Origin of the sequence: Olsenella porci (genome assembly GCF_009695875.1) — a bacterium.
Classification (GTDB): Bacteria; Actinomycetota; Coriobacteriia; order Coriobacteriales; family Atopobiaceae; genus Olsenella_H; species Olsenella_H porci.
This window is the reverse complement of the sequence record NZ_VUNC01000001.1, coordinates 81,361-102,557: the sequence shown is the minus strand read 5'-3', so window position 1 is coordinate 102,557 and position 21,197 is coordinate 81,361. Positions and strand designations below refer to the sequence as shown.

Here is a 21,197-nt window from a genome sequence, read left to right as displayed (position 1 = left end):
GTCCCCTCGGGGGCGGCGCCTCCCCTTTGCGTGCGATGTGTGCGGGAAATGACGTTGCGGCAGCTCTGCTACCATTTTTTAGTCGAATGACCCCACACAAGCAAGGAGCAACCCTTGGGCCAGAGGGACCTCAAATCCGCCACCATAAGCTCGCTGTTCTGGAAGCTCTTTGAGCAGGGAGGGTCGGCGCTCATCCAGCTCGTGGTCCAAATCGTGATGGCGCGCCTGCTCGCCCCCAACGAGTTTGGCATGCTCGCCATCATGCTGGTCTTTGTGAACGTCGGCAACGTCGTCGTCCAGTCCGGCCTCAACACCGCGATCATCCAGGCGCCCAAGGTCACGGAGCGCGACTACGACACCGTGTTCTGGATGAGCCTCGCCATCTCCCTCGTCCTGTACCTCGCGGTGTTCCTTGCCGCCCCCTCGGTTGCGGCCTTCTACCACATGCCGCAGATAGTCTCCCCCCTGCGCGTGCTCGTCCTCATCTTGGTGGTCAACGCCTATAACTCCATCCAGGAGGCCATCGTCGCCCGCGAGCTGGACTTCAACAAGACGTTCAGGGCAACCGTGACCGCGGCGGTGGCATCCGGTGTCGCAGGCATCGGTTCCGCGGTCGCCGGAGCCGGCCTCTGGGCGCTCGTGGTGCAGCAGCTCTCGTTCCAGGTGGTCAAGTGCCTGGTGCTTGCAATCCAGGTTCCCTGGAAGCCCCGGCCGCGCTTTGACCGGGCCCGCGCGCGCGAGCTCTTCTCGTTTGGCTGGAAGCTTCTCGCTTCCGGCGTCATCGACCAGCTGTACCAGAGCTTCTCAGATCTCGTGATCGGCCGCGTGTTCGACTCAACGAGCTTGGGCTACGTCAACCAGGGCAAGCGGTACCCGCAGGCCCTGGGCATCGTGCTCGACGGCGCCATCCAACCCGTGATGCTCTCTGCCGTCTCGCGCGTCCAGGAGGACCTTGGGCGCGTCAAGCGCCTGGTCAGGCGCGCGCTCAAGACGAGCACGTTCCTCATCGTCCCGTCCATGGTCCTGTTCGCGCTCGTGGCCCGTCCCCTCGTCCTCATCCTCCTAGGCGAGAAGTGGCTGCCCGCCGTGCCGTTCCTCCAGATGTACTGCCTCATCTACGCGCTCCTGCCCATTAACACCACCAACCTCCAGTCGCTCAACGGCATGGGGAGAAGTGACGTGTTCCTAAGGCTCGAGCTCATCAAGAAGGCCATCGGCGTCACCCTGATCTGCTTCACGGCGTTTGTGCTGCACAACCTGTATGCGATCGTCGCGGCACAGGTTCTGGCGGGCTTCGTCTACAACTTCATCAATGCCTTCCCAAACAAACAGGTTATCGGCTACTCGTATCTGGAACAGATCCGCGACGTTGCGCCGGCATTTGGTCTCGCGGCCCTTGCGTTTGCCGTCGGGTCCCTGGTTACGCTCCTGCCCCTCTCGACCGTCCCCATGCTCCTGCTGCAGATCCTCGCCTTTGGCGTTACCTACCTGGGTGCGGCCTGGCTCCTGCACGTGGAGGAGCTGAGGTACCTCGTTGGCACCGTGAGGGGAATGAGGGGTTCGGGCGGAAACGGGACCACCGACGCCTCCGACTGCTAGAGTTTTCAGTGCGCTTTGCGACTCCTGCACCATTCCAGCGGATGACTCGTCCCAGTCGGCGGGGCCAAGGCGCGGATGTGTCCTGCCCCCGTATTGAAGGGTCGTCTCATGCTCGTCTCCGTCGTGATTCCCTGCTACAACTCGCAGCGCTCCATTGGGGAGGTCGTCTCGCTCACCATTTCCGAGTTTGACAGGCTTGACGGCTACGAGTGCGAGTTCGTGCTGGTCAACGATGGGTCTCCTGCAGACGACACCTATGGCGAGATCTGCCGCCTGGCGCAGGAGTACCCCAACGTGCACGGCATCAACCTCATGCGCAACTTTGGGCAGCACAACGCAATCATGTGCGGGCTCAACTATGCAAAGGGCGACCTGGTCCTGGGCATGGACGACGATCTCCAAAACCACCCGACCCAGATTCCCAAGCTCCTCGCAAAGATGGAGGAGGGTGACTACGACCTGGTCTACGGCGTGTTCGAGGAACAGAAGAACTCAAAGGTCAAGACGTTTACCTCGTGGCTCAACAAGGTGACTGCACGTAAGATGCTCGGCCGTTCCAAGGACGTTGTCACCAGCAGCTTCTGGCTCATTAACCGTAAGCTGCGCGACCAGGTGGTCAGGTTCAGGAACTACAACCCCATGATCGAGGCGCTCTTCTCACGCATGACCGACAACGTTGGCTGCGTGGTGGTCGAGCATCATGCCCGCGAGTACGGCTCGAGCGGCTACACCCTCGGCAAGCTCGTCAAGCTGTGGCTCGCCTACTTCAACTACACCGTCCTGCCCCTGCGTGCGATTTCGGGAATCGGCGTGGTGACGGCCATCGTGGGCTTCGTCTTCGGCATCGTCACCGTGATTCGCAAGCTGATTGACCCCTCGATTCTTGCCGGGTGGGCCTCCATCACCAGCATCCTGCTGTTCTTCTTCGGGCTCGTGCTCCTGGCGCTCGGAATCATCGGCGAGTACGTGGGGGACATCGTCCTGTCCGTCAACAGCACCCCGCAGTACATCGTCAGGGACACGGTGAACCTCTGATGGGCGAGAGGCGCAGGCGACTTGGCGTCCTTCTGGCGCTCCACCTTCTGCTCATGCTGTACTCCACGAGCGGCATCCTAAGCAAGACCGCGGCCAGGTATCCCTTCATGAGCACGGGGTTCATCCTGTCGTACGGTGGCATGATCGCCGTCCTGGGCGTGTACGCCATCGGCTGGCAGCAGGTCATCAAGCGCATCCCGCTCACAACCGCGTACGCAAACCGTGCGGTCACGGTCATATGGGGCATCATATGGGGCGCCGTCCTGTTCCACGAGGGCGTGTCTCCCCTCAAGGTGGTCGGTGCCCTCGTGGTCCTGGCTGGTGTCGTCCTCTTCGCCCTGGCGGACAGCGAGGACGCCTCTGCCGCGGATGGGGGAGAGACGAGGGGCGGTGGGGCCGATGAGTGAGGTCACCACGTATGCCCTCTTTGCCCTCTTCGGTACCTTCGTTGCCTCCATCGGCCAGGTGATGCTCAAGAAGTCCGCGAACAGGTCCTACAGCTCTCCCCTGCGCGAGTACCTCAACCCCCTGGTCATAGGGGGCTATGTCCTCTTCGTGGGCTCCACGCTCCTCTCGACCTACGCCTATAAGGTCATCCCGCTCTCCATGGGGCCCATACTCGATGCGACCGGCTACATCTACGTGACCCTGTTTGGCGTGACGATCTTCCACGAGCACCTTGGGTGGAAGAAGGTCCTTGCGCTCGCGCTGATCATCATGGGCATCGTCATCTACTCGCAGGGCGTGTAAGGACGGCGCTCGTGCGTCACAACCTATGGAACTGATGCAACTACCTGTGCTTTGGTTGAAAGTTTCGGTAAGAGGGACGAAAATCGGAAGGCAGTGAACCCCGTCTTCCTGGAGGTCCCATGCATCGATTCCGCTTGAACAAGATTCTGGCACTCGTTCCCATGGTGGCGCTCGCGCTGCTTGCGTCCCTCGCGTTCCTCTCGCCCGCACGGGCAGAGGCGCAGGTGGTGGCCAAGACCAACATCTACCGACTCTACAACCCCAACACCGGCGAGCACTTCTATACGGCATCGCTGGGCGAGGCCAAGAGTGTCACCACTGCCGGTTGGCAGTGGGAGGGGATCGGCTTCACCGACTCCACGTCCTCTGAGGACGGAAGCCCGGTCTATCGCGTGTACAACCCCAATCCTGGTGGCCGGCATCACCTGACCAAGAGTGCTGCTGAAAAGAACTGGCTTGTCTCTCTTGGATGGAAGGACGAGGGCGTTGCCTGGTACGAGGCGGGCGACGGCAACCTCTATCGCGTGTACAACCCCAACTCGGGCGAGCATCACTACACCCGCTCCGCCGGCGAGGCCAACTACCTCAAGTCCATCGGTTGGAGGCTCGAGAGCACCAACGCCTGGAAGGTCGGCGTTGAGGGCGACTATGTGCCCGTGCCGGGCGCCCCATTCCGTCTGGAGGCGTCTTCGTGGGGATATCCGGCGATTTATGAGGTGCAGACGGATGGTTCGCTCAAGGAGGTCGAGCGCAAGCTCTCCGATGTCGAAAAGGTCGCCGTTGCAATTGCCGAGAAGTACGGGAGCGGTACCGACTATTTCCTCATCAACGATGTGTGGGGCCTGAAACTGACCGTGCTCAAGCGCCAGAACGGCAGCTGGAGCGTCTTCAGGAATATCCGTATCAACTGGAACGGCGGAAAGAAGACCAACACAGGTGTGAAGAAGATTGTCGCAAAGGCGCCGCTCGATAATAACGGTTCGCTTTGGAAGGATGGGGCGGACGTGAACCCCTGGTTCACCGCAACGGACCTGTACTATGAGCAGTCGCCCACCTACGTGTTTGGTGGAATCTCGCATGGACGCTACGAGGCGGGGAAGGGTTATTGGAACGCTCAGGGCTTCCACGAGGGGTATAGCGATTGGGCCAATAAGCCCGCGTCTAGCAGGCATGGTGGGACGGGATGTACCTGTCTTGATAACGATGACGCAAAGTGGATTTACGACAACATTCCTGTAAATACCACGGTATACGCATTCTAGAAACGGTAGGCGGCTCGAAAGGGTCGCCTACCATTTGATGTCGATGCCGAGATGCGCGGTCACAAGGTTGTAGGCGCTAAGGAACGGCGCCATGAGGTGGGCGAGCCAGAAGTCGTGGGCGATGGCGAGCCTGCGGATTCCGCTCGACCCCGTGTCCCTTGCGTAGGCATGCGAGAGGTACGGCGAGTGACGCCAGGTGGGAAAGTTGCGGTCGAGGTAGTCGGTCGTCTCTTCCACCACCTTGCCGATGTTTACCCCGGGCGTGGCGGCGAGCCTGGTGCTCATGGCAACCCCCACGTGGAGGAAGGCGGTCGCGTCGAGCATCCGCATCATGTCCCGGTCAGCCTCGTCCCCAAGGTAGTCGCCCCTGATCTCGAGCAGGCACGCCCTGACCTCGTCCAGTTGCGAGAGGGTCATGGTGTTGATCATGGAGTCGGCATGCACCATGTAGTGGACGGGGCTGGTGCCTGTGAACGTGACCCTGCCCTGAGACTCGAGGTAGGCCAGAAGGTTGAACATCACGTCTTCGAGCGTTGACGGTGGCTTTGAGAGCCTGCGCATGTTCCTGAGGATGCTTGCGCGATAGAGCTTGTTCCACGCCGCGGAGTTCACTCCTAGGAGCATTCCGGGGTCGTCCTCCAGCAGGATGTCCTGTCTCGGCTGGCCCATCTCGTCCGAGATGACCCGTCCGGTTGCGAGGTCGGTGCGCTTGAACCCGCACACCGCGATGTCGGCGTCGTTGCGCCGTGCAGCCTCGTAGAGGTCCCGCACAAAGGTGGGGTCCACCCAGTCGTCGCTGTCCAGGAAGCCCACGTACTCTCCGCGGGCGACGTCTATTCCCGACCAGCGCGCGTTCCAGAGCCCCCCGTTCTCGCGCGAGACGCAGCGAACAAGGTCGGGGTAGCGATCCGCATACTCGTGCATGATGCGCTCGCATCCGTCCGGGGAGCCGTCGTTGACGCAGATGACCTCGTAGTCGTCCATAGTTTGGGCAACCAGGGAGTCGAGGCACTTGGGGAGATAGGCCTCCGACTTGTAGCAGGGGACCACCACCGAGACCCTTTTGCCCTCCGCCTCCTGTGCCATGCGCCTCTCCTTTCGGGGGGATACGTTGCTTTACCTATACTAGGGTCGAATCGACGCGGATTGCCTGGGGAAGCCGTTCTCCACGCACCGGACGGGGAGGACGAGGCTTTGGAACCGAGCATGCCCAGGGTTGCGGTGGTCCTGTCCGCCTACAACGGGGAGGAGTTCCTCCCTGCCCAGATCGATAGCCTGCTTGCCCAGGACTATCCCAACGTGGACGTGTTCGCGAGGGACGACGGCTCCCCCCACGAGGCGTGCCGCCGGGTGCTGCGATCCTACGAGCAGAGGGGGCTGGTCTCGCTCGACTGTGGAAGGAACATGGGGCCAACCGACTCGTTCATCGAGCTGGTCTCGGGCCTGCCGGACGAGTACGACTACGTGGCGCTCTGCGACCAGGACGACGTGTGGCACCCCGACAAGATTTCTCGCGCGGTGGAGGTGCTGAGCCGCTGCGACGACTCCATTCCCCAGCTGTATTGCGCGGAGTACGAGTTCTGCGACGCCCAGATGAACCCGACGGGCCGCTCTCACCTCAACAAGATCGGCGTGGACTTCTCCAAGATGCTCTACGAGAACGTGGTGTCGGGTAACACCGTGGTCATCAACCGGCGCTTGGTGCAGCTCGTGGGAGAGGCTGGGCCCCGCGGCGTCTACACCCACGACTGGTGGCTCGCACTCGTCGCGTCCGCCCTGGGGGAGCTCCACTACGACGACTTCGTGTGCCTCGACTACCGCCGTACGGGCAGCAACGCATCGGCAACGGGTTCTGGTGCCGCGAAGGTGCTGCAGAACAGGGTGAGGCGCTATCTGGCGGGCGACGAGCTGTCAAGGGTGACCGCCCAGCTGCGGCGCCTGTATGAGCTGTGGGGCGACCAGATGCCGGGGGAGAGGAGAGAGCTCCTGCGTCTTGCCATCGACGGTGGCCGTTGGCGCAAGGCGACGCTTCCGATGCGCCTGCGCCAGACTGTTGGGGGAGAGGTTGCGGTCAGGCTGCTGCTCTTGCTGGGACGGCTGTAGTGCTCCCGCTAGCGACTGGGGTCGTTGCGCTCCTCGTGGTCCTGCAGGTCCCTGAGGGCAATCTCCTGGGTGAGTTCCTCCACCTTATGGCGGAGCATCGAGATCTCCGACGAGTTGGAGAACTCCTTTGCGAGGATCAGTGCGATGACGACCAGGAACACGAAGTTGCTGGCGGAGTAGAACCCCAGCCTTGCGGCGAGCGTGATGATGAGCCCGGGGAACAGCGCCATGATCACAAGGACGACGGCGAGGACCAACCAGAAGATGGCGTCCTGCATCAGGATCTTGTTGCGCTTCACGCGCTTGGCGATGGTCCACAGGGTCAGGAGCGCGCCCAGGATGAGGAGGATGCGAAGGTAGAGGCTCATCTGTCTCCTAACGAAGCCACTGGAAGAGAAGGATCGAGGTGCAGGTGCGTGCCATGTACTTGATGGCATTGCCCAGCTTGAGGTAGCTCTCGCCGCCCTGCCGCTCGCGCATAGTGCAGGGGACCTCGACCACCTTGCCGCCCTTCCTTGCCACGAGGGCGACGGTGTCGGGCTCGGGTGCGACGTCGAACCCCTTGGCAAAGAGCTCGATCATCCGGTGGTTGTACATCCTCATTCCCGAGGTAGGATCGGTGATAGTAGTTCCGGTCGTCTGCCGGATGAGCCCCGAGATGAGCCTGGAGCCAACGCCACGCGCGCCTTCCGGCTTGACCGTTCCGTCGAGGTACCGGGACGCGATGACGATGTCGGCTCCCTCCCGCTCCAGAGCCTGGGCCATGGGTGCGATGTAACGGGGAAGGTGTTGCCCATCCGCGTCAATCTGCACGGCGGCATCGTAGCCGTTGCGATAGGCGTACTTCATGCCTGTCCTGATGCCCGAGGTCAGGCCCGTGTTGACGGGTAGGCTTACCCCATGGAGGCGACTCGACCTCATGACCTGTGCCGTCCCGTCGGACGAGCCATCGTCCACTACCAGGTAGTCGATGTCTGGGCACTCGCTCGTCACCATCTTAACGGTGTCGAGGAGGCTCTCCTGTTCGTTGTAGGCGGGAATGATGGCGAGAACTCTCATTGAGGCAAATCCCTTCGTGACCCTGTGGCATCCAGTCTATCAGGGGCAACCCGGGGGTTACCGTCTTGGGCCGCAACTAGGATGCGACATGTGTGTGAAAACAGGGTGAAAGAGGCATGAAAGTTGCCTGAGCGTCTTTTTGGAATGTCTTAGTCAATCTCGCACTTCATGAAATGAGGGTAAAGTGGTTACCTTAATGGAAGGGGAGGTGGCTTCCGCAAGTCACCTGCAAGCTACGACCCGATACTTTTTTCAATGGAGGGTCACATGTTCAAGCAAGAGAATGCACGCACGTCAATCGCCGCCCGATTCGCGGGGCTTGGGTTTGCGGCGGCAATCGGATTCTTCACCGCAACGACCGCGGCGCCTACGATGGCGCGGGGTCTGGAGGTCGACGGGACGCAGGGGCCCGACAGCCAGACGACCGTCCAACAAGAGGTCGTGGACCAGGTCTCCCCCGAGTCCAAGGCCACCGTCACGCAGACCGAGGCAACCGGTGCGGAGTCAAGCCAGGGGGCGACCGTCTCCCAGACGGAGACACAGGACGGAGCAGGGGAGACTGACGCGTCTTCCGAAGTCGCGACGCCCACGGCTGGCACGCCGTCCTCAGCTGATGCAACAGTCTCTGCCGATGCGGGCGAGGCGCCCGAGCAGACCGGGACAGTGACGGACGGTGGGGCAAGCTCGACCCCCACGGAGGGGGATGCTGACAGCGGAGCCTCGACTGTTACTTACGGCGCGACTACGATCCAGTCCGGACAGGAGACGATACCCGGTCAGCCGCAGACAGCCGAGGGCACGTCCGAGGCACCTGCTGCGGCGGACGACCCCGCTCCGGCGGCGGAGCGAACTGCCGCAGATGCCAACGCAGTCGTCACCACCACCCTCACCAGTAACATGTACCGCCTGTACAACCCCAACAGCGGGGAGCACTTCTACACGGCCAGCCTGGGCGAGGCGAAGTTCCTCTTCAACGCAGGGTGGCGCTGGGAGGGCATCGCCTGGGTTGCTCCCAACGCCTCAACCGCGCCGGTCTATCGCCTGTACAACCCCAATGCGGGTGACCATCACTACACCACGAGCGAGACAGAGCGCGACTCGCTCGTGCGGGCGGGATGGAAGTACGAGGGAATTGGCTGGTACTCCGACACCGTCACCGGCGTGCGGATTCTTCGCGAGTACAACCCCAACGCCAAGGCCGGTGCGCATAACTTCACCTCGAACGAGGCCGAGAACAAGAACCTTGTGAACCTTGGCTGGAGGCCCGAGGGCATCGCCTGGTACGGTGCCAAGGCCGACCCAAGCAAGATTGACGGGTTCTGGACTGTGACCAACGCCTACGGCTCCCTCCAGCGCTACTGGGTGGGCTCGGACGCAAGGCTGGCGGTCTCGCGCCTCGTCACTCCGAGCGAGGGCGCAGGGTACTACGCCTACGCCACGGGCACCGGAGCCATCCTGCGCGGTCGCACGTCTGCCGGAAACGGCTACTTCTACCTTGCCGACAACGATGGCAGGCTTGCAAGCGAGCGCGCAAACGGAGACGGGTGGTCGGTTACCGACAAGTACGGCGCTGGCGTACAGCGCTACTGGCTGGTGAACCAGAGTGGGTATGCGTTGGCAAAGACCGGCCACTTCACCAATGACGGCAAGAACTACTGGGGCCTCACCGACCAGGGCTACGTCCTCAGGGGCGTCTCCCGCGTCGCCAACGGCGTCGTCCTCGCGGACAACTCGGGGTCGCTCGCCTGGAACCTTGGCTGGCTCGTGACTAGCGCCTATGCTGGATCCCTCCAGCGCTACTACATTGCCGCCCTCTCCAACGGGATGCACGGCGCGCTCACGGGGTTCTTCTCTGCTCCTGGTCCTGACGGCACGGGTTCTTACGATTATTACGGCTACAAGAGGAACGGTTACGTAGCGCGCAACGTGCTCATCGGACGCGGGAATCAACTTTGGGGGACCAATAACGACGGCTGTCTCTACCGCAACAAGAACATCACCGCCGCATATGACAAGGCATACAATGCCGCCCGTACCCGCGGTGGAAACGACAGGTATTATCTCTCGGTCTCGGTTGATGACTTCCTGACGTTTGTGTTTGACCGGCCCTGCGGCACGGACGACCCGTGGCAGACATCTCGCGTGTGGCTATGCGGTACTGGGCGCGGCGACAAGACCTTCAGGGGGTACTTCCGCTTTACCCATCGGATTTACCAGGACGTGACCCCGCCATCAGTCCACTACTATCTGTGCTGCTACGCTGGTGATGGAAAAAGCTGGCAAAGCTTCCACTCCATCCTGTACAAGATCGGAACTAACAACACCGTCATCGACTCGGACGGTCGCGGCACGCACGTCTCTAGCGGATGCATCAGGTTGGGATTGGATGAGGTCAAATTCATCTACGATAACTGCTTTGGGAGTGAGGTCTATCTGTTCTAGGACACATTCCTTGGGCTTCTGAGCGAAGTCGGGAGGGGGATTCGCGGCGAGGTGCGAATCCCTCTCTTCTTCTTAACGGTTGATGCGAGACAGGGAGAATTGACGATGTGTGGCGTCTCTGACTGGGTGAGGAAGCACGTTCGTGGGTGGCATGTGATGCTTTCGATCATCTTCGCCCTTCTCTTTGCCCTGGGCTTCTGGACCGAACGCTATGACTCCATGGGGTACATGCGAGAACAGCCTGTGTCCGTCGCCCTGTCGGCGCTCGCCGCATTCTTGGTCTCGACGTTCGTGCTGGCTGCCCTTTCAAGTTGCTTTGCGAGCTTGAGTCGCAGGGTGGACTCCAACGGCCTCGGCTGGCATCCTCTCGCCTATGCGGGGATAGCAATCGCCTGCTGGATCCCCATCCTCGTAGTTTGCTTTCCGGCGACCGCTGGCGCAGACCTATTTGGAGAACTCCCGATGTTCTTTGGTCTGCAGCCGATGACCTCGCACCATCCCCCTCTGGTCATCGCCCTGTACGGCATCGCCTTCAAGCTGGGGTCCCTTCTTGGGGGAGCAAACGGCGGGATGTTCGCCCTCACCATCTCCCAGGTGGTTTTCATGGGCACAGCGATTGCGGTGACGATGTGGTTGGTTGACCGATTGGCCCATCGTCGTTGGCTCACCGTGCTCTCGCTCTGCTTCTTCTCCCTCATGCCAATATTCCCAACGTACGCGCAGTTCATCGTGAAGGACGTCTACTCCGCCTGCGCCCTCGACCTGTTCTGCGCGCAGCTGGTCGCGAGGTCCTGGAAGCGGGGAGGGGGAGAGCCGATTCCATGGGTCCTGGGCTTCCCCGCCATTGGCGTGATGGGGGTCTTGGCGAGCCTCCTCCGCAATAACAACGTCTTCATCGTTGCGGTCGCGCTCGTTGCCTATGCCCTTGCGGCCCCGTCGCGGCGCCCGGGCCATCTTCGCGGGGGAAGGGTTGAAGGACATGGAGAGGAGCTATGCCCCGCGATGCTCTGCGCCCTAACGGTCTTCATTCTCTGTTTCCTGGTGAACAACGCCCTCTATCCCGCTATGGGAATTGCCAAGGGTGAGCTTGGAGAAGCCCTCTCGCTCCCCATGCAGCAGACGGCGAGGTTCGCGCGTGACCATCCTGACGAGGTCACGCCTGAGCAGCGCTCCGTACTCAACCAGACGTTCTTTGGCTATGACACGCTTGGGCAGGTATATGACGAGTCCATATCGGACCCGGTGAAGGACCGCTTTAGGTTCACCGGGTATCGAAACCTCCTTGCGTACCTGCGCGTGTGGGCGCAGCAGGGACTTGCGGAACCTGGGACCTACGCGGTCTCTGCGACAGAGGGATCAATAGGGTATTGGTACCCCTTTGGCGTACGCGCGCAGACAAATGATGACTACGCCGACATGGCGATGGTCGGCAGTGCCTCGTCTGACTCCACCATGTGGGCGGACCTGGGGCTCTCTCCAACCTCGGCGCCCTTCCCCGAGGCACGGGTGAGCTTGCATGATGCGGTCTGGAGCCTATCCCAGACCCCTGTCGTCTCCCTGCTCTTCCATCCGGCCACGTATCTCTGGGTCATGCTGCTGTGCTGCGCCCAGACGCTGAGCGTTGCTGGAAACGCGGGTGGCGAGTGGCTGGCATGGCTGCGTCCCGCCGCCTGGTCGCTCCTCATGGCTGCAGTCCTTCTTACGCTCACGTGCTGTGCGTCTCCGGTGAGCGCCCTCGTGCGCTATGCCCTGCCGCTTTGGTTCTGGGCGCCACTTGCTCTGGCACTCCCCTTTGCAGATCAAACCGAGACCTCCTCTTGATGACCCTCGGAAGCTGTTAACGAGCGCTATTCGTCCATCCATCTGGCAGAAGGTTTTCGTAACATTGCCGTGGGCTATCATCTATCTCTGCATGCAACCTCACACCCCGTTCCAGGGGACGTGGGCATCGTCACAAACACGAGTCGCTTGGAGCCAGCATGATCGTCACCAACACGATGGAAGCGCTTCTCGCCAATGGCTTCTCTCGCAAGCTCGCAGCCGCCTACCTGGGCGTCGTGGAACGAGAGGACAAGAACCCCATCTTTGACCCCGACTACCGCGAGTGGGCCCATAGCCACGGCTTCTATGCGATAGACGCCTATGCCTTCGGGCTTACCGAGGAGACGGTCGACGACTACCTGAGCGACTACGAGTACCACCGCTGCTGGCCCATCAACAGCTGGCAGAAGGCGTGGATCGACGACAAGATGACCATGAACTACATGCTCTGGGGCACCGAGTGGCAGGACCTCATGCCCGAGGCATACTTCTACGCCTCTACAAAGGGGCTTCTCCCGCTCACGAACGCCCACGGCAAGGGCGGATACGACGCGTTTCTCGAGGTGCTCCGCGAAAAGGGCGAGTTTGCCTGCAAGCCCTGCAACGGCCAGAGGGCAGCGGGCTTCAACAAGCTCGCCTACTCGGGTGGCAAGTACTTCGTCAATAACAAGGCGGCGAGCGAGGAGGACGTCCGCCGCTTTGTCGACGACCACGGCAACGACATCTTCACCGAGTTCTTCCATCCGGGCATGGGGCTTGAGAAGGTCTCTCCCGTCATCCACACGCTGAGGGTGCTCACCGCCAACCCAACGGGGACCGACGTGCGCTTTGCCGGCACCTACTTCCGCTTTGCAGGCGGCACCAACAACGATGACTCCAAGGCCAACTACACCTACCCGGACAAGGCTGACATCTACGACATCAACGTCGACTTCGACCTGGTGACCGGCGAGTACGGCAACGGCGAGCTCATCTATCCCAACCGCGTGGTCAAGACGGACGTCCATCCCGAGACGGGCGGCTCGTTCAACGGCAAGATCGACTGCTGGCCAAGCCTGAGGGAGAGGCTCCATGCCCTGAGCCTGCACCTCGGCTGCCTTGAGTGGATGGGCTACGACGTGTGCTTCACCGACAAGGGACCCAAGATCATCGAGATCAACTCGCACTCGGGGGTCAAGTACCTGCAGTGCTACCACCCCTTCAAGAGGGACCCCTTCCTCTCGAAGTACTTTGCCGAGAAGGAGGCCCGCATCGACGCCATCGTCGCCTCCGGCGATGCGGACGCGCTGAGGCGACGCAACAACGGAGGTGCCTACTAGTGCCCGAACAGAGCTCCGAGGACAAGCGCTCGATCCTCATGCTCGGAGGGTCGCGCCAGCAGGTCGTTGCGATCGAGACGGCCAAGAGGCTGGGCTACCGCACCGTGGTCTGCGACTATCTCCCCGACAACCCCGGCCAGTACCATGCCGACCGTTTCTACCTCGAGAGCACGACGGACCAGGAGGCCATGCTCCGCATAGCGCGCGAGGAGAACGTGGACGGCGTCCTCGCCTATGCCTCTGACCCGGCGGCGCCTACCGCGGCCTACGTCGCCGAGGCCCTCTCCCTTCCCACCAACCCGCTTGCGGCGGTCCAGACCCTCTCGGTGAAGCACCTCTTCAGGCGCCATCTTGCCCAGAACGGGTTTCCCTGCCCCAAGTCCATCCCCGTCCCCTCCGACGTGGATCCCGAGAGGCTCCTTGGCCTCTCGTCCGACCTCGAGTTTCCCGTGGTGGTCAAGCCCACCGACTCGTCGGGCTCCAAGGGCATCAGCATCCTGGATGCTCCCGACCCTGAGCGCTTTCGTGCGGCAGTGGAGCATGCGCGCGAGTTCTCCCGCAATGGCACGCTTCTGATGGAGGAGTACATTACCTCGACCTTCCCTCGCGTCATCGGCGGTGACGTCTTCGTCGTGGGCGGCACCGTTCGCTTCTGGGGGCTCATGAGCTGCCTGCGTGACCAGTCGCTCGGTGGCCTGGTGCCCGTGGGCGAGCGCTACCCCTCAGGCCTCTCCGACGCCCAGATGCACGCGGTGCGCGAGCAGATCCAGCGACTCGTCGACAGCCTTGGCATACGCTTTGGCGAATTCAACGTCGAGATGATCGTGGGGCGCGGCGGGGTGCCATACTTCCTGGAGCTGGGTGCCCGCGCCGGCGGGAACATGATCCCCGTCCAGCTGTCTGACATCTCTGGCATCGACCTGGTCGAGGCAAACGTCCGCTGCGCCATGGGCGACTACTCCATGGACGTCTCGTTCGACTCCGCCGACGCCGCCGTGGCGACCTACGTTCCCCATGCCTCGGTCGACGGCGTGTTCCAGGGGCTGGACATCGATCCAGAGCTGCGACCCTATCTCTACCGCACCGTCATGTACGTGGACGAGGGTGCCAGGGTCGAGCGGTTCGATGGTGCTAACAAGGCGCTGGGGATACTGTTCCTGCGCTTTGACTCCGTTGCGCAGCTCGAGGACGCGATGGGTCGCATTGGCAAGCTTGTGCGCCCGCGCATCGCGTAGGCGCTGCGTGAGCCAGAGTTGCGTCTGGCGAGTGGCTGAAGTTTTTGCCTAGTCGCCTGCTTCCTGGCAGCCATGAGCGCCCTGAACATAGAATAAAACGGTTGAGCAAGCTGGCGATCAGACAGTTGGAGCAGACGATGGCAGAGCCAAAGCGAATCACCACAACCCTCTCTTCCATGCCCCCCTTCGAGGAGTACGTGGACGAGATCCGTCCCCTGTGGGAGTCGCACTGGCTCTCCAACTGGGGCTCCATCGAGAAGCGCTTCATCGCTCAGCTCAACGAATACCTGGGCTGCCCAGAGATTGCCCTTTACGACCACGGCCATTCCGCGATTGAGGCCGTGATGGAGTCGCTCGAGCTCACGGGCGAGGTCATCACGACCCCCTTCACCTTCGCATCCACCACGCACGCCATCGTGCGCAGGGGTCTCACCCCCGTCTTTGCCGACGTGAAGGCGGACGACTTCACGATCGACCCCGCATCGGTGGAGCGTTGCATTACCCCGCGCACTAGCGCCATCCTTGCCGTGCACGTGTATGGCAACCTGTGCGACGACGACGCCCTGCGCGAGATTGCCGACAAACACGGCCTCAAGCTCCTCTACGACGCCGCACATGCATTTGGCGTCGAGAAGGACGGTGTTTCCGCTGCGTGCTTGGGGGATGCCTCCATGTTCTCGTTCCATGCGACCAAGGCGTTCCACACCATCGAGGGCGGTGCCGCATGCATTCATGTGAAGGATTGGACTCCCGAGCAGAACCATGACTTCCGCGTCATGCTGGACCAGAAGATGAACTTTGGCACCACCGGCAAGCAGGTCTACGGCTACGTGGGCCCCAACAACAAGATGAACGAGTTCGAGGCTGCCATGGGCATCTGCAACCTTCGCCACCTGGACGAGTACATCGACAGGCGCCGTGTCGCCGCGGAGCGCTACTGGGAGCGCCTGGGAGATGTTGCGGGCATCAACCTGTGCCGACCCAAGCCCAACACCAAGCACAACTTCGTCTACATGCCCGCCATCTTTGACCAGGACGTCTTTGGGGCGAGCCGCGACCAGGTGCAGGCCGCCCTGCTCGAGGACAACATCTCGTGCGCCAAGTACTTCTATCCGCTCACCAACGACCTCGACTGCTACAAGGGCAAGCCGGGGTTTGATCCCGCTGACACCCCCGTTGCCATGAGGGCCGCGTCGGGAGCCCTCTCGCTCCCCCTCAGCTCGTATCTGACCACCGAGGACGTCGACAGAGTGTGCGACGTCGTCCTCTCCTGCGCCAGGCGGTAGGGGGATGTCGGCCGCCAACCCCCTCGTGAGCGTCGTGGTGCCCTGCTTCAACGCCAAGGCAACCGTGAAGCAGACCCTCGACAGCATCGCCATGCAGAAGACCGACTTCGAGGTGCAGGTTCTCATAGGTGATGACTGCTCCACGGACGGGACGCAGGACCTCCTCCGTTCCATCCAGGGCGACTACCCTGACGGCTTTGAGTTTCTCCTCCGTCCCCATAACATGGGGGAGAGGGGCAACAAGAACTGCCAGGACCTTCTCCACCGTTGTAGGGGCAAGTACATGGCGATTCTGGAGGCAGATGACTTCTGGACCTATGACGGCAAGCTCCAGGCCCAGGTCGACTTCCTGGAGTCTCACCCAGATTACGTTGCCTGCTACCACCATGTCACGGTGGTGGGGGCAGACTCCAAGCCCAACGGCGAGAAGTATCCCGAGTGCCCCAAGGAAGAGTACGACTGGAACGAGTTCTTCCTGTGCAGCCTCCCCGGCCAGACGGGGACCTCGGTGTATCGGCGCGAGGAGTTCGCCCGCGCCCGCGACGCCTTCACCGGCATGCAGCAGTACGACTTCTACGCGGCAGACCGCCGGAATGCCTTCTGCCTCCTGACCTGTGGCAGGATCAAGTGCATGCCCCAAACTTGGGGTGCCTATCGCCACATCAAGAAGGGTGGTAGCAGCTACTCGGCAAACGTGAGTATCGACGAGGACTACGCACGCAACGAGATCCTCTTTGGCCGCACGTGCGTGATGTTTGCCCAGAGCCTGGGCAACCCCGACGCCATCGAGGCCGCCAAGCTCCAGTACTACCGCACCTACCTCAAGTGGACCAGGCGTCTTCCCAACGCTACGACGTTCAGCCGGGCAGACTGCATGAGCGAGCTTCGGGGCGAGAAGAACCGCCTTCGCTACAGGCTCTGCTTCATCCGCTGGTATGCCACGCTGGGCTTCCGCAGCCTTCGCGGCAAGGGTGTCACGCTCTAGCGGTCTCGCAGGCGGGAAGGAGAGCCTCATGGCCAAGCCAGCGCATGCAAGGGTCGGGAGGGTAACGTCTCTTGCCGCTAAGGTGGTTCGGCCCTCATCTGTCGTCCTGGGCCTCGTGTATGCGCTGTGGTGCTACGTTGGCAGGGCGATCGTTGTTACCGGGAGCTGCACGGGATACCTGCACGATGGGAGGCACGTCCTCCTCTCGATTGCCTTCCTTGTGACTGCGTGGGTGCTCCTCTCACTTGTGTGTGGCATCCTCCTCGCCGCCCTTGACGCCCTTGCGGACCTCCCTCGCGACGAGGGGGCCGGAGCGTCTCCCCGCCACTTCCTTGGCACCTTCGCCGTACTTCTGGTTTGCTGGCTGCCCTACGTCGTGATTAGCCTCCCCGGGGCGATTAACTTCGACTACTTCAACCAGCTCTCGCAGTTCTTTGGCGACCGTCCGCTCACCAACCACCACCCCGTCCTTACTACCATGGTCTTTGGGTGGCTCTACGAGCTGGGTCACGCACTGGGAGGGGCTCGCGTCGCGCTCGTGCTCACCGTCGCGGTCCAGGTCGTGTGTCTCGCCGCTGCCTTGGCGTACGCCCAGCTGTGGTTCCGTCGTATGGGCGTCCCACGCGTGGCTCGCATCTTGGCCCTGGTGTTCGAGGCGCTCTGCCCCATCTACCCGCTCTTCGCGCGTGTGCTGGTCAAGGACACGCTCTCCGTGGTGACCGTCGTGCTCTTTGCAACGCTGCTGGGCGCACGCCTGTGGCAGGAGGGCAGGGGAGAGGGGCCAACCAAGTCGACCTCTGCCCCCTCCCTGGCGCTGTGCGGCATCCTGTGCTCGCTCACGCGTGCCAACTGTGTCTACCTCGTTGCCGCCGGTCTTGTCATCGCCCTCCCGTATGCGCGCCGCTCCTCGCGTCGTGGTCTCGCGCTCTCGCTTGCGGCGGTGGTGGTGGCGTACGGCGCATGGACGTCGCTCCTGCTCCCGGCCCTGGGGGTGCGCCCGACCGACAAGGCGCTTGCCCTCACGGTTCCCCTCCAGCAGACGGCCGCATACCAGCGATATGCTCCCGAGGACGTCGCCGACTCCGAGCGAGAGGCGATCCAGGGCGTACTCAAGGTTGACTACGACCAGGTCGGGAGCCTCTACGACCCCGCCACCGTGGATCCCATACAGTCGCAGACGGACGCGGACGACCCCATGCGCCTCTCGGCCTACCTGGACGCCTGGCGGGCGCAGGGGCTGCGTCATCCCGGCATCTACCTTGACGCCTTCCTCCGGGGCAACGTCGGCTACTGGTATCCGCTCATGCCGTATGACAGCATCCAGGACCTCGACTACAGCCAGAACACCGTGGAGTACCACTATCAGTGGATGAAGGGCATCGGCTACGCGTTCTCGGGGCAGCTCTCCGACCTCGCCAACGTCCACACGGGCTTTGAGTCGGCCCGCGCCGCGCTTGGGGAGCTCACCCGCGTATTTGCGGGCATGCCCGTCCTCGGCCTGCTTGACCAGCCGACCTTCTACTCGTGGGTGTGCCTCCTTCTGGGCGTGTGGCTCCTCACCAGGAGGGGCCGTGCGCTCCCCGTGTTCGTGATGGCGGGGATGGTGTTCCTCGTGGAGTGCGCCTCGCCCCTCCACGCGTCAATGCGCTACGCACTTCCCATGGTCGCGTTGCTGCCGGTCCTGCTGTGCCTCTCGCTCGGTTGCGGCACGCGCACCAATCACGGTTCCATGTGAAACGCCGCCCTTTGGCACCCCTCGCGGGCTACCTCATGTGGGTGCCCACCTTGCGGCGTCCCCGGGCGCACAGGAAGGCGCCGAGGACGATGCCCGCGCAGGAGCAGGCGATACCTTGGGGCAGGAGCGGGAGCTGGTAGGTCGCGGTCACGGTGTGCGACCCCGCCGAGAGCTTGAATCCCACAAACCCATAGTCGGCCTTGAAGGTGGGGACCTCCTTACCGTCCACGGCGACCACCCACTTGGCGGTGTAGGGAACGGGCAGGCAGGCATAGGCACTCCCCGAGGTCTTGACCGTCCCGCTGAGCGTCTGCGCGCCAACCTGACGGATGTCCGAGGAGTACTCGGGGTCGTCTTCCTGCTCGCCGAGGTCGACGTCATCTGCGTCCTCGGCGAGTATGGACGTGGAGAGAAGGGCCTGCCGGTCCTTGGCACTGGCGAGGGCGTCTGCGGTGGCGCGGTCTGTCGTACTGCTGTGCAGCGTGAGGAGGGACGTCGCCCGAACGTTCTGGTACACGTAGACCGAGCCGGACTGGTGGACCAGCCTCAGCCACGAGTATGAGAGCGGCTCCTTGGAGAGCACGTAGCGAATCCCCACCAGCGTGGCGGGTATGGGCTCGTCGGGATCGTTGATAAAGCTGCGATGGGCGGCGCTTCCGCCCGTGGCTGCGGCCGGCCAGACCTGGCGGTAGAACGTGACCACGTCGGAGTCGGTGGTGGAGTTGTAGGCGCTTGCGCTGTGATACCCCTGCACGAGCGCGTCGTTGTATGCGGTCCAGTCCCGATAGGTCTTGTCGATGCGATAGAAGCCGTCGTCGCTTTGCCGTATCCACGCGAGCGCCTGGAGCGTGTCCTCGTCCTTGCTGCTTGCCGCTGGGAAGCTCTCCGTGGTCGCGAAGGTGCGGAGGTTGGTGGCGAAGAAGCCATCCACGACCGACATGGAGACGAACGCGGCGCATGCGAATGCGACCGCAACCTGGCTGCCCCGCCCGTCTCCCCTACGCCCCAGAAGGAGGCAGACGAGGCCGACTGTCGTGGCAAGGAGGAAGAACACGCATACGAGCCTGCCGTCCTGCGTGTTGAGGAGCGACCAGGCCAGAGACGCCAAGACGACCGCGCAGGCAGCGATTAGGGAGGGGCGTCCCAGCTCGTGGTGGGTGACAACTCGCTCCCAGCCCACAGAGGCGGCGATGACCAGGGGGAACATCAGGACGAAAGAACCACGGAACTTGAGGTCGAACACGCTCGAGAGGGCGGGGAGGAAGTTGTTGACGCAGAACAGCACCGTGAGGGCGGCGGTGAGGGCGACGAGCACGCGGTCCCGGGTGCCGCACCCCCTGCGCACGTGCGAGAGGCACTGAGAGACGAGCAGGACCGCCCCGCCGCCGACGCCGGCCATGATGAACTCGTAGGAGTTCATGAGATACGCCTGGGAGGAGTCGTATGGAATCACCTGCTGGGAGAACACGTCGCCCGTGGTAACGAGGCTGTTGCCCAGGATCCTGCTCATGATGAGGGGGATCCACCTCAGGGGAACGAACCCCGTGAGGTACTTGGTGACGCGCTGCGAGAGCGACATCCCGCCCGCCGCGGTGACGCGCGAGGTCTCTCCCGTAATGAGGGCGCCATAGGGGAGGACGAGCGCGCAGCTCACCAGCAGCCCGCATACCACGGGGGCGGCGAGCTTGAGGAAGAAGCGGAGCCACTGCAGGGGAGAACGCGCCTCGGACACGTGGATGGAGCGGATGATGGCGTAGAACGCCGCAAACAGCAGAACCATGTAGCCGGAGTAGACGCTCATGAGGACGGTCACCGCCGTCGCCACCATCAGGCCCACGAAGCGCGGGGTGGTCCAACGCTCCATCAGAAGCTCGACCAGCAGGGCGAGCAGCACGGCGTCCACGTAGACGGTCCCCAGCCAGTAGTGCTGCCCCCAGAGGATGAGCCACCCGCCAAAGGCGTACAGGAGGGAGCCGAACACCCTCGAGAGGGGGGCGCGGCAGTAGAAGGTGAGCAGATGGTCAAAGAGGAGGCCCGAGAGGATGATCTTCAGGGCTTGGACGAGTACGAGCACAATGCCAAGCCCAGAGGTCCCCAGCAACAGGGTCAGGGGTACGGTGAACAGGTTGAACGGGTCGTTCGCCCACGTGGCAAAGGCGAGAAGCGAGGCGCCGAGGCCGTAGTCGAAGTTCCACGGGCCCCACGAGCCCGAGCTCACGCCCCTGACCAGCTCAAGATAGAAAGGGACGTACTGCTCAAGGGTATCTGACCCAAGGTCCCAGTAGCCAAAGCGCGCGTCGCCGAAGAGGAAGTTCCAGTAGATGGCGAGGATGCCCAGGGCCATCGCGGCAAGCAGGAGGACGACCTCGGAGGCAGTCCTGCGTCGCCCCTCCCTTTCCGCGGACAGGGAGGGAACAAGGTGCGCGAGCAGGGCAAGGAGAGCCACTCCCGCAAGACAGACCCATGCCAGGTACATGTACTGAGACCAATTCATGGACGGCTCCTCATGCCTTGTGGGTTGCAGGGGGACTTTCAACCTCGAGCGTCTTGGCCACTCGCTGGCTTA

Annotated in this window: 17 protein-coding genes; 13 read left to right on the top strand and 4 right to left on the bottom strand. The window is 62.6% G+C overall.

Annotated features, from left to right (window positions below; genetic code table 11):
* Positions 1-114: 114 nt before the first annotated feature.
* The 5 genes from FYJ68_RS00460 (at position 115) to FYJ68_RS00440 (ending at position 4,646) form a co-directional block, all read left to right on the top strand.
* Positions 115-1,599 (top strand): lipopolysaccharide biosynthesis protein, encoded by a 1,485-nt coding sequence (locus FYJ68_RS00460; protein WP_154433369.1) that lies wholly within the window; start codon positions 115-117, stop codon positions 1,597-1,599.
* A 93-nt stretch (positions 1,600-1,692) separates the two neighbouring features.
* Positions 1,693-2,634: a glycosyltransferase family 2 protein gene (locus tag FYJ68_RS00455; RefSeq protein WP_229771927.1), complete on the top strand. Its 942-nt coding sequence runs from the start codon at positions 1,693-1,695 to the stop codon at positions 2,632-2,634.
* Entirely contained in the window at positions 2,634-3,041 is a 408-nt protein-coding gene (locus FYJ68_RS00450) for a DMT family transporter (RefSeq protein WP_154433367.1), read from the top strand. The genes FYJ68_RS00455 and FYJ68_RS00450 overlap by 1 nt, the downstream gene beginning before the upstream one ends.
* On the top strand, positions 3,034-3,384 hold the full coding sequence (locus FYJ68_RS00445; protein ID WP_154433366.1) for an EamA family transporter: 351 nt from the start codon (positions 3,034-3,036) through the stop codon (positions 3,382-3,384). Before FYJ68_RS00450 ends, FYJ68_RS00445 begins: the two co-directional genes overlap by 8 nt.
* A gap of 134 nt (positions 3,385-3,518) precedes the next feature.
* On the top strand, positions 3,519-4,646 hold the full coding sequence (locus FYJ68_RS00440; protein ID WP_229771926.1) for a L,D-transpeptidase family protein: 1,128 nt from the start codon (positions 3,519-3,521) through the stop codon (positions 4,644-4,646).
* A gap of 27 nt (positions 4,647-4,673) precedes the next feature.
* Here FYJ68_RS00440 and FYJ68_RS00435 read toward each other — a convergent pair whose 3' ends face one another.
* Complete coding sequence (locus tag FYJ68_RS00435) at positions 4,674-5,732, bottom strand: glycosyltransferase family 2 protein (protein ID WP_154433364.1); 1,059 nt, start codon at positions 5,730-5,732, stop codon at positions 4,674-4,676.
* A 120-nt stretch (positions 5,733-5,852) separates the two neighbouring features.
* Here FYJ68_RS00435 and FYJ68_RS00430 point away from each other — a divergent pair, with 120 nt between their 5' ends.
* Positions 5,853-6,749: a glycosyltransferase gene (locus FYJ68_RS00430; RefSeq protein ID WP_154433363.1), complete on the top strand. Its 897-nt coding sequence runs from the start codon at positions 5,853-5,855 to the stop codon at positions 6,747-6,749.
* 8 nt (positions 6,750-6,757) lie between these two features.
* Here the strand turns inward: FYJ68_RS00430 and FYJ68_RS00425 are convergent, their stop codons facing one another.
* Both FYJ68_RS00425 and FYJ68_RS00420 read right to left on the bottom strand, forming a co-directional pair.
* Positions 6,758-7,117: a DUF2304 domain-containing protein gene (locus FYJ68_RS00425; protein WP_195837661.1), complete on the bottom strand. Its 360-nt coding sequence runs from the start codon at positions 7,115-7,117 to the stop codon at positions 6,758-6,760.
* 7 nt (positions 7,118-7,124) lie between these two features.
* Positions 7,125-7,808, bottom strand: coding sequence for a glycosyltransferase family 2 protein (locus FYJ68_RS00420; protein ID WP_154433361.1), 684 nt, complete (start codon positions 7,806-7,808; stop codon positions 7,125-7,127).
* A gap of 267 nt (positions 7,809-8,075) precedes the next feature.
* On the opposite strand from FYJ68_RS00420, the gene FYJ68_RS09965 reads away from it, so the two are divergent.
* From FYJ68_RS09965 to FYJ68_RS00385, 7 genes are all read left to right on the top strand, one after another.
* Positions 8,076-10,250 carry a hypothetical protein gene (locus FYJ68_RS09965; RefSeq protein WP_195837660.1) on the top strand — a complete coding sequence of 725 codons (2,175 nt, stop codon included), beginning with the start codon at positions 8,076-8,078 and terminating at the stop codon, positions 10,248-10,250.
* A 156-nt stretch (positions 10,251-10,406) separates the two neighbouring features.
* A complete protein-coding gene (locus FYJ68_RS00410) occupies positions 10,407-12,071 on the top strand; it encodes a DUF6020 family protein (protein ID WP_154433360.1) in 1,665 nt (554 codons plus the stop codon).
* A gap of 158 nt (positions 12,072-12,229) precedes the next feature.
* Positions 12,230-13,390, top strand: coding sequence for a sugar-transfer associated ATP-grasp domain-containing protein (locus FYJ68_RS00405; protein ID WP_154433359.1), 1,161 nt, complete (start codon positions 12,230-12,232; stop codon positions 13,388-13,390).
* Entirely contained in the window at positions 13,390-14,625 is a 1,236-nt protein-coding gene (locus FYJ68_RS00400) for an ATP-grasp domain-containing protein (protein ID WP_326832135.1), read from the top strand. Before FYJ68_RS00405 ends, FYJ68_RS00400 begins: the two co-directional genes overlap by 1 nt.
* 137 nt (positions 14,626-14,762) lie before the next feature.
* Positions 14,763-15,911, top strand: a complete 1,149-nt coding sequence (locus FYJ68_RS00395; RefSeq protein ID WP_229771925.1) for a DegT/DnrJ/EryC1/StrS family aminotransferase — start codon at positions 14,763-14,765, stop codon at positions 15,909-15,911.
* A gap of 4 nt (positions 15,912-15,915) precedes the next feature.
* Entirely contained in the window at positions 15,916-16,896 is a 981-nt protein-coding gene (locus tag FYJ68_RS00390; RefSeq protein WP_154433358.1) for a glycosyltransferase family 2 protein, read from the top strand.
* A gap of 28 nt (positions 16,897-16,924) precedes the next feature.
* Positions 16,925-18,631: a DUF6020 family protein gene (locus FYJ68_RS00385; protein WP_154433357.1), complete on the top strand. Its 1,707-nt coding sequence runs from the start codon at positions 16,925-16,927 to the stop codon at positions 18,629-18,631.
* Between the two features lie 28 nt (positions 18,632-18,659).
* Here the strand turns inward: FYJ68_RS00385 and FYJ68_RS00380 are convergent, their stop codons facing one another.
* On the bottom strand, positions 18,660-21,125 hold the full coding sequence (locus FYJ68_RS00380) for a YfhO family protein (RefSeq protein ID WP_154433356.1): 2,466 nt from the start codon (positions 21,123-21,125) through the stop codon (positions 18,660-18,662).
* Between the last annotated feature and the right edge of the window lie 72 nt (positions 21,126-21,197).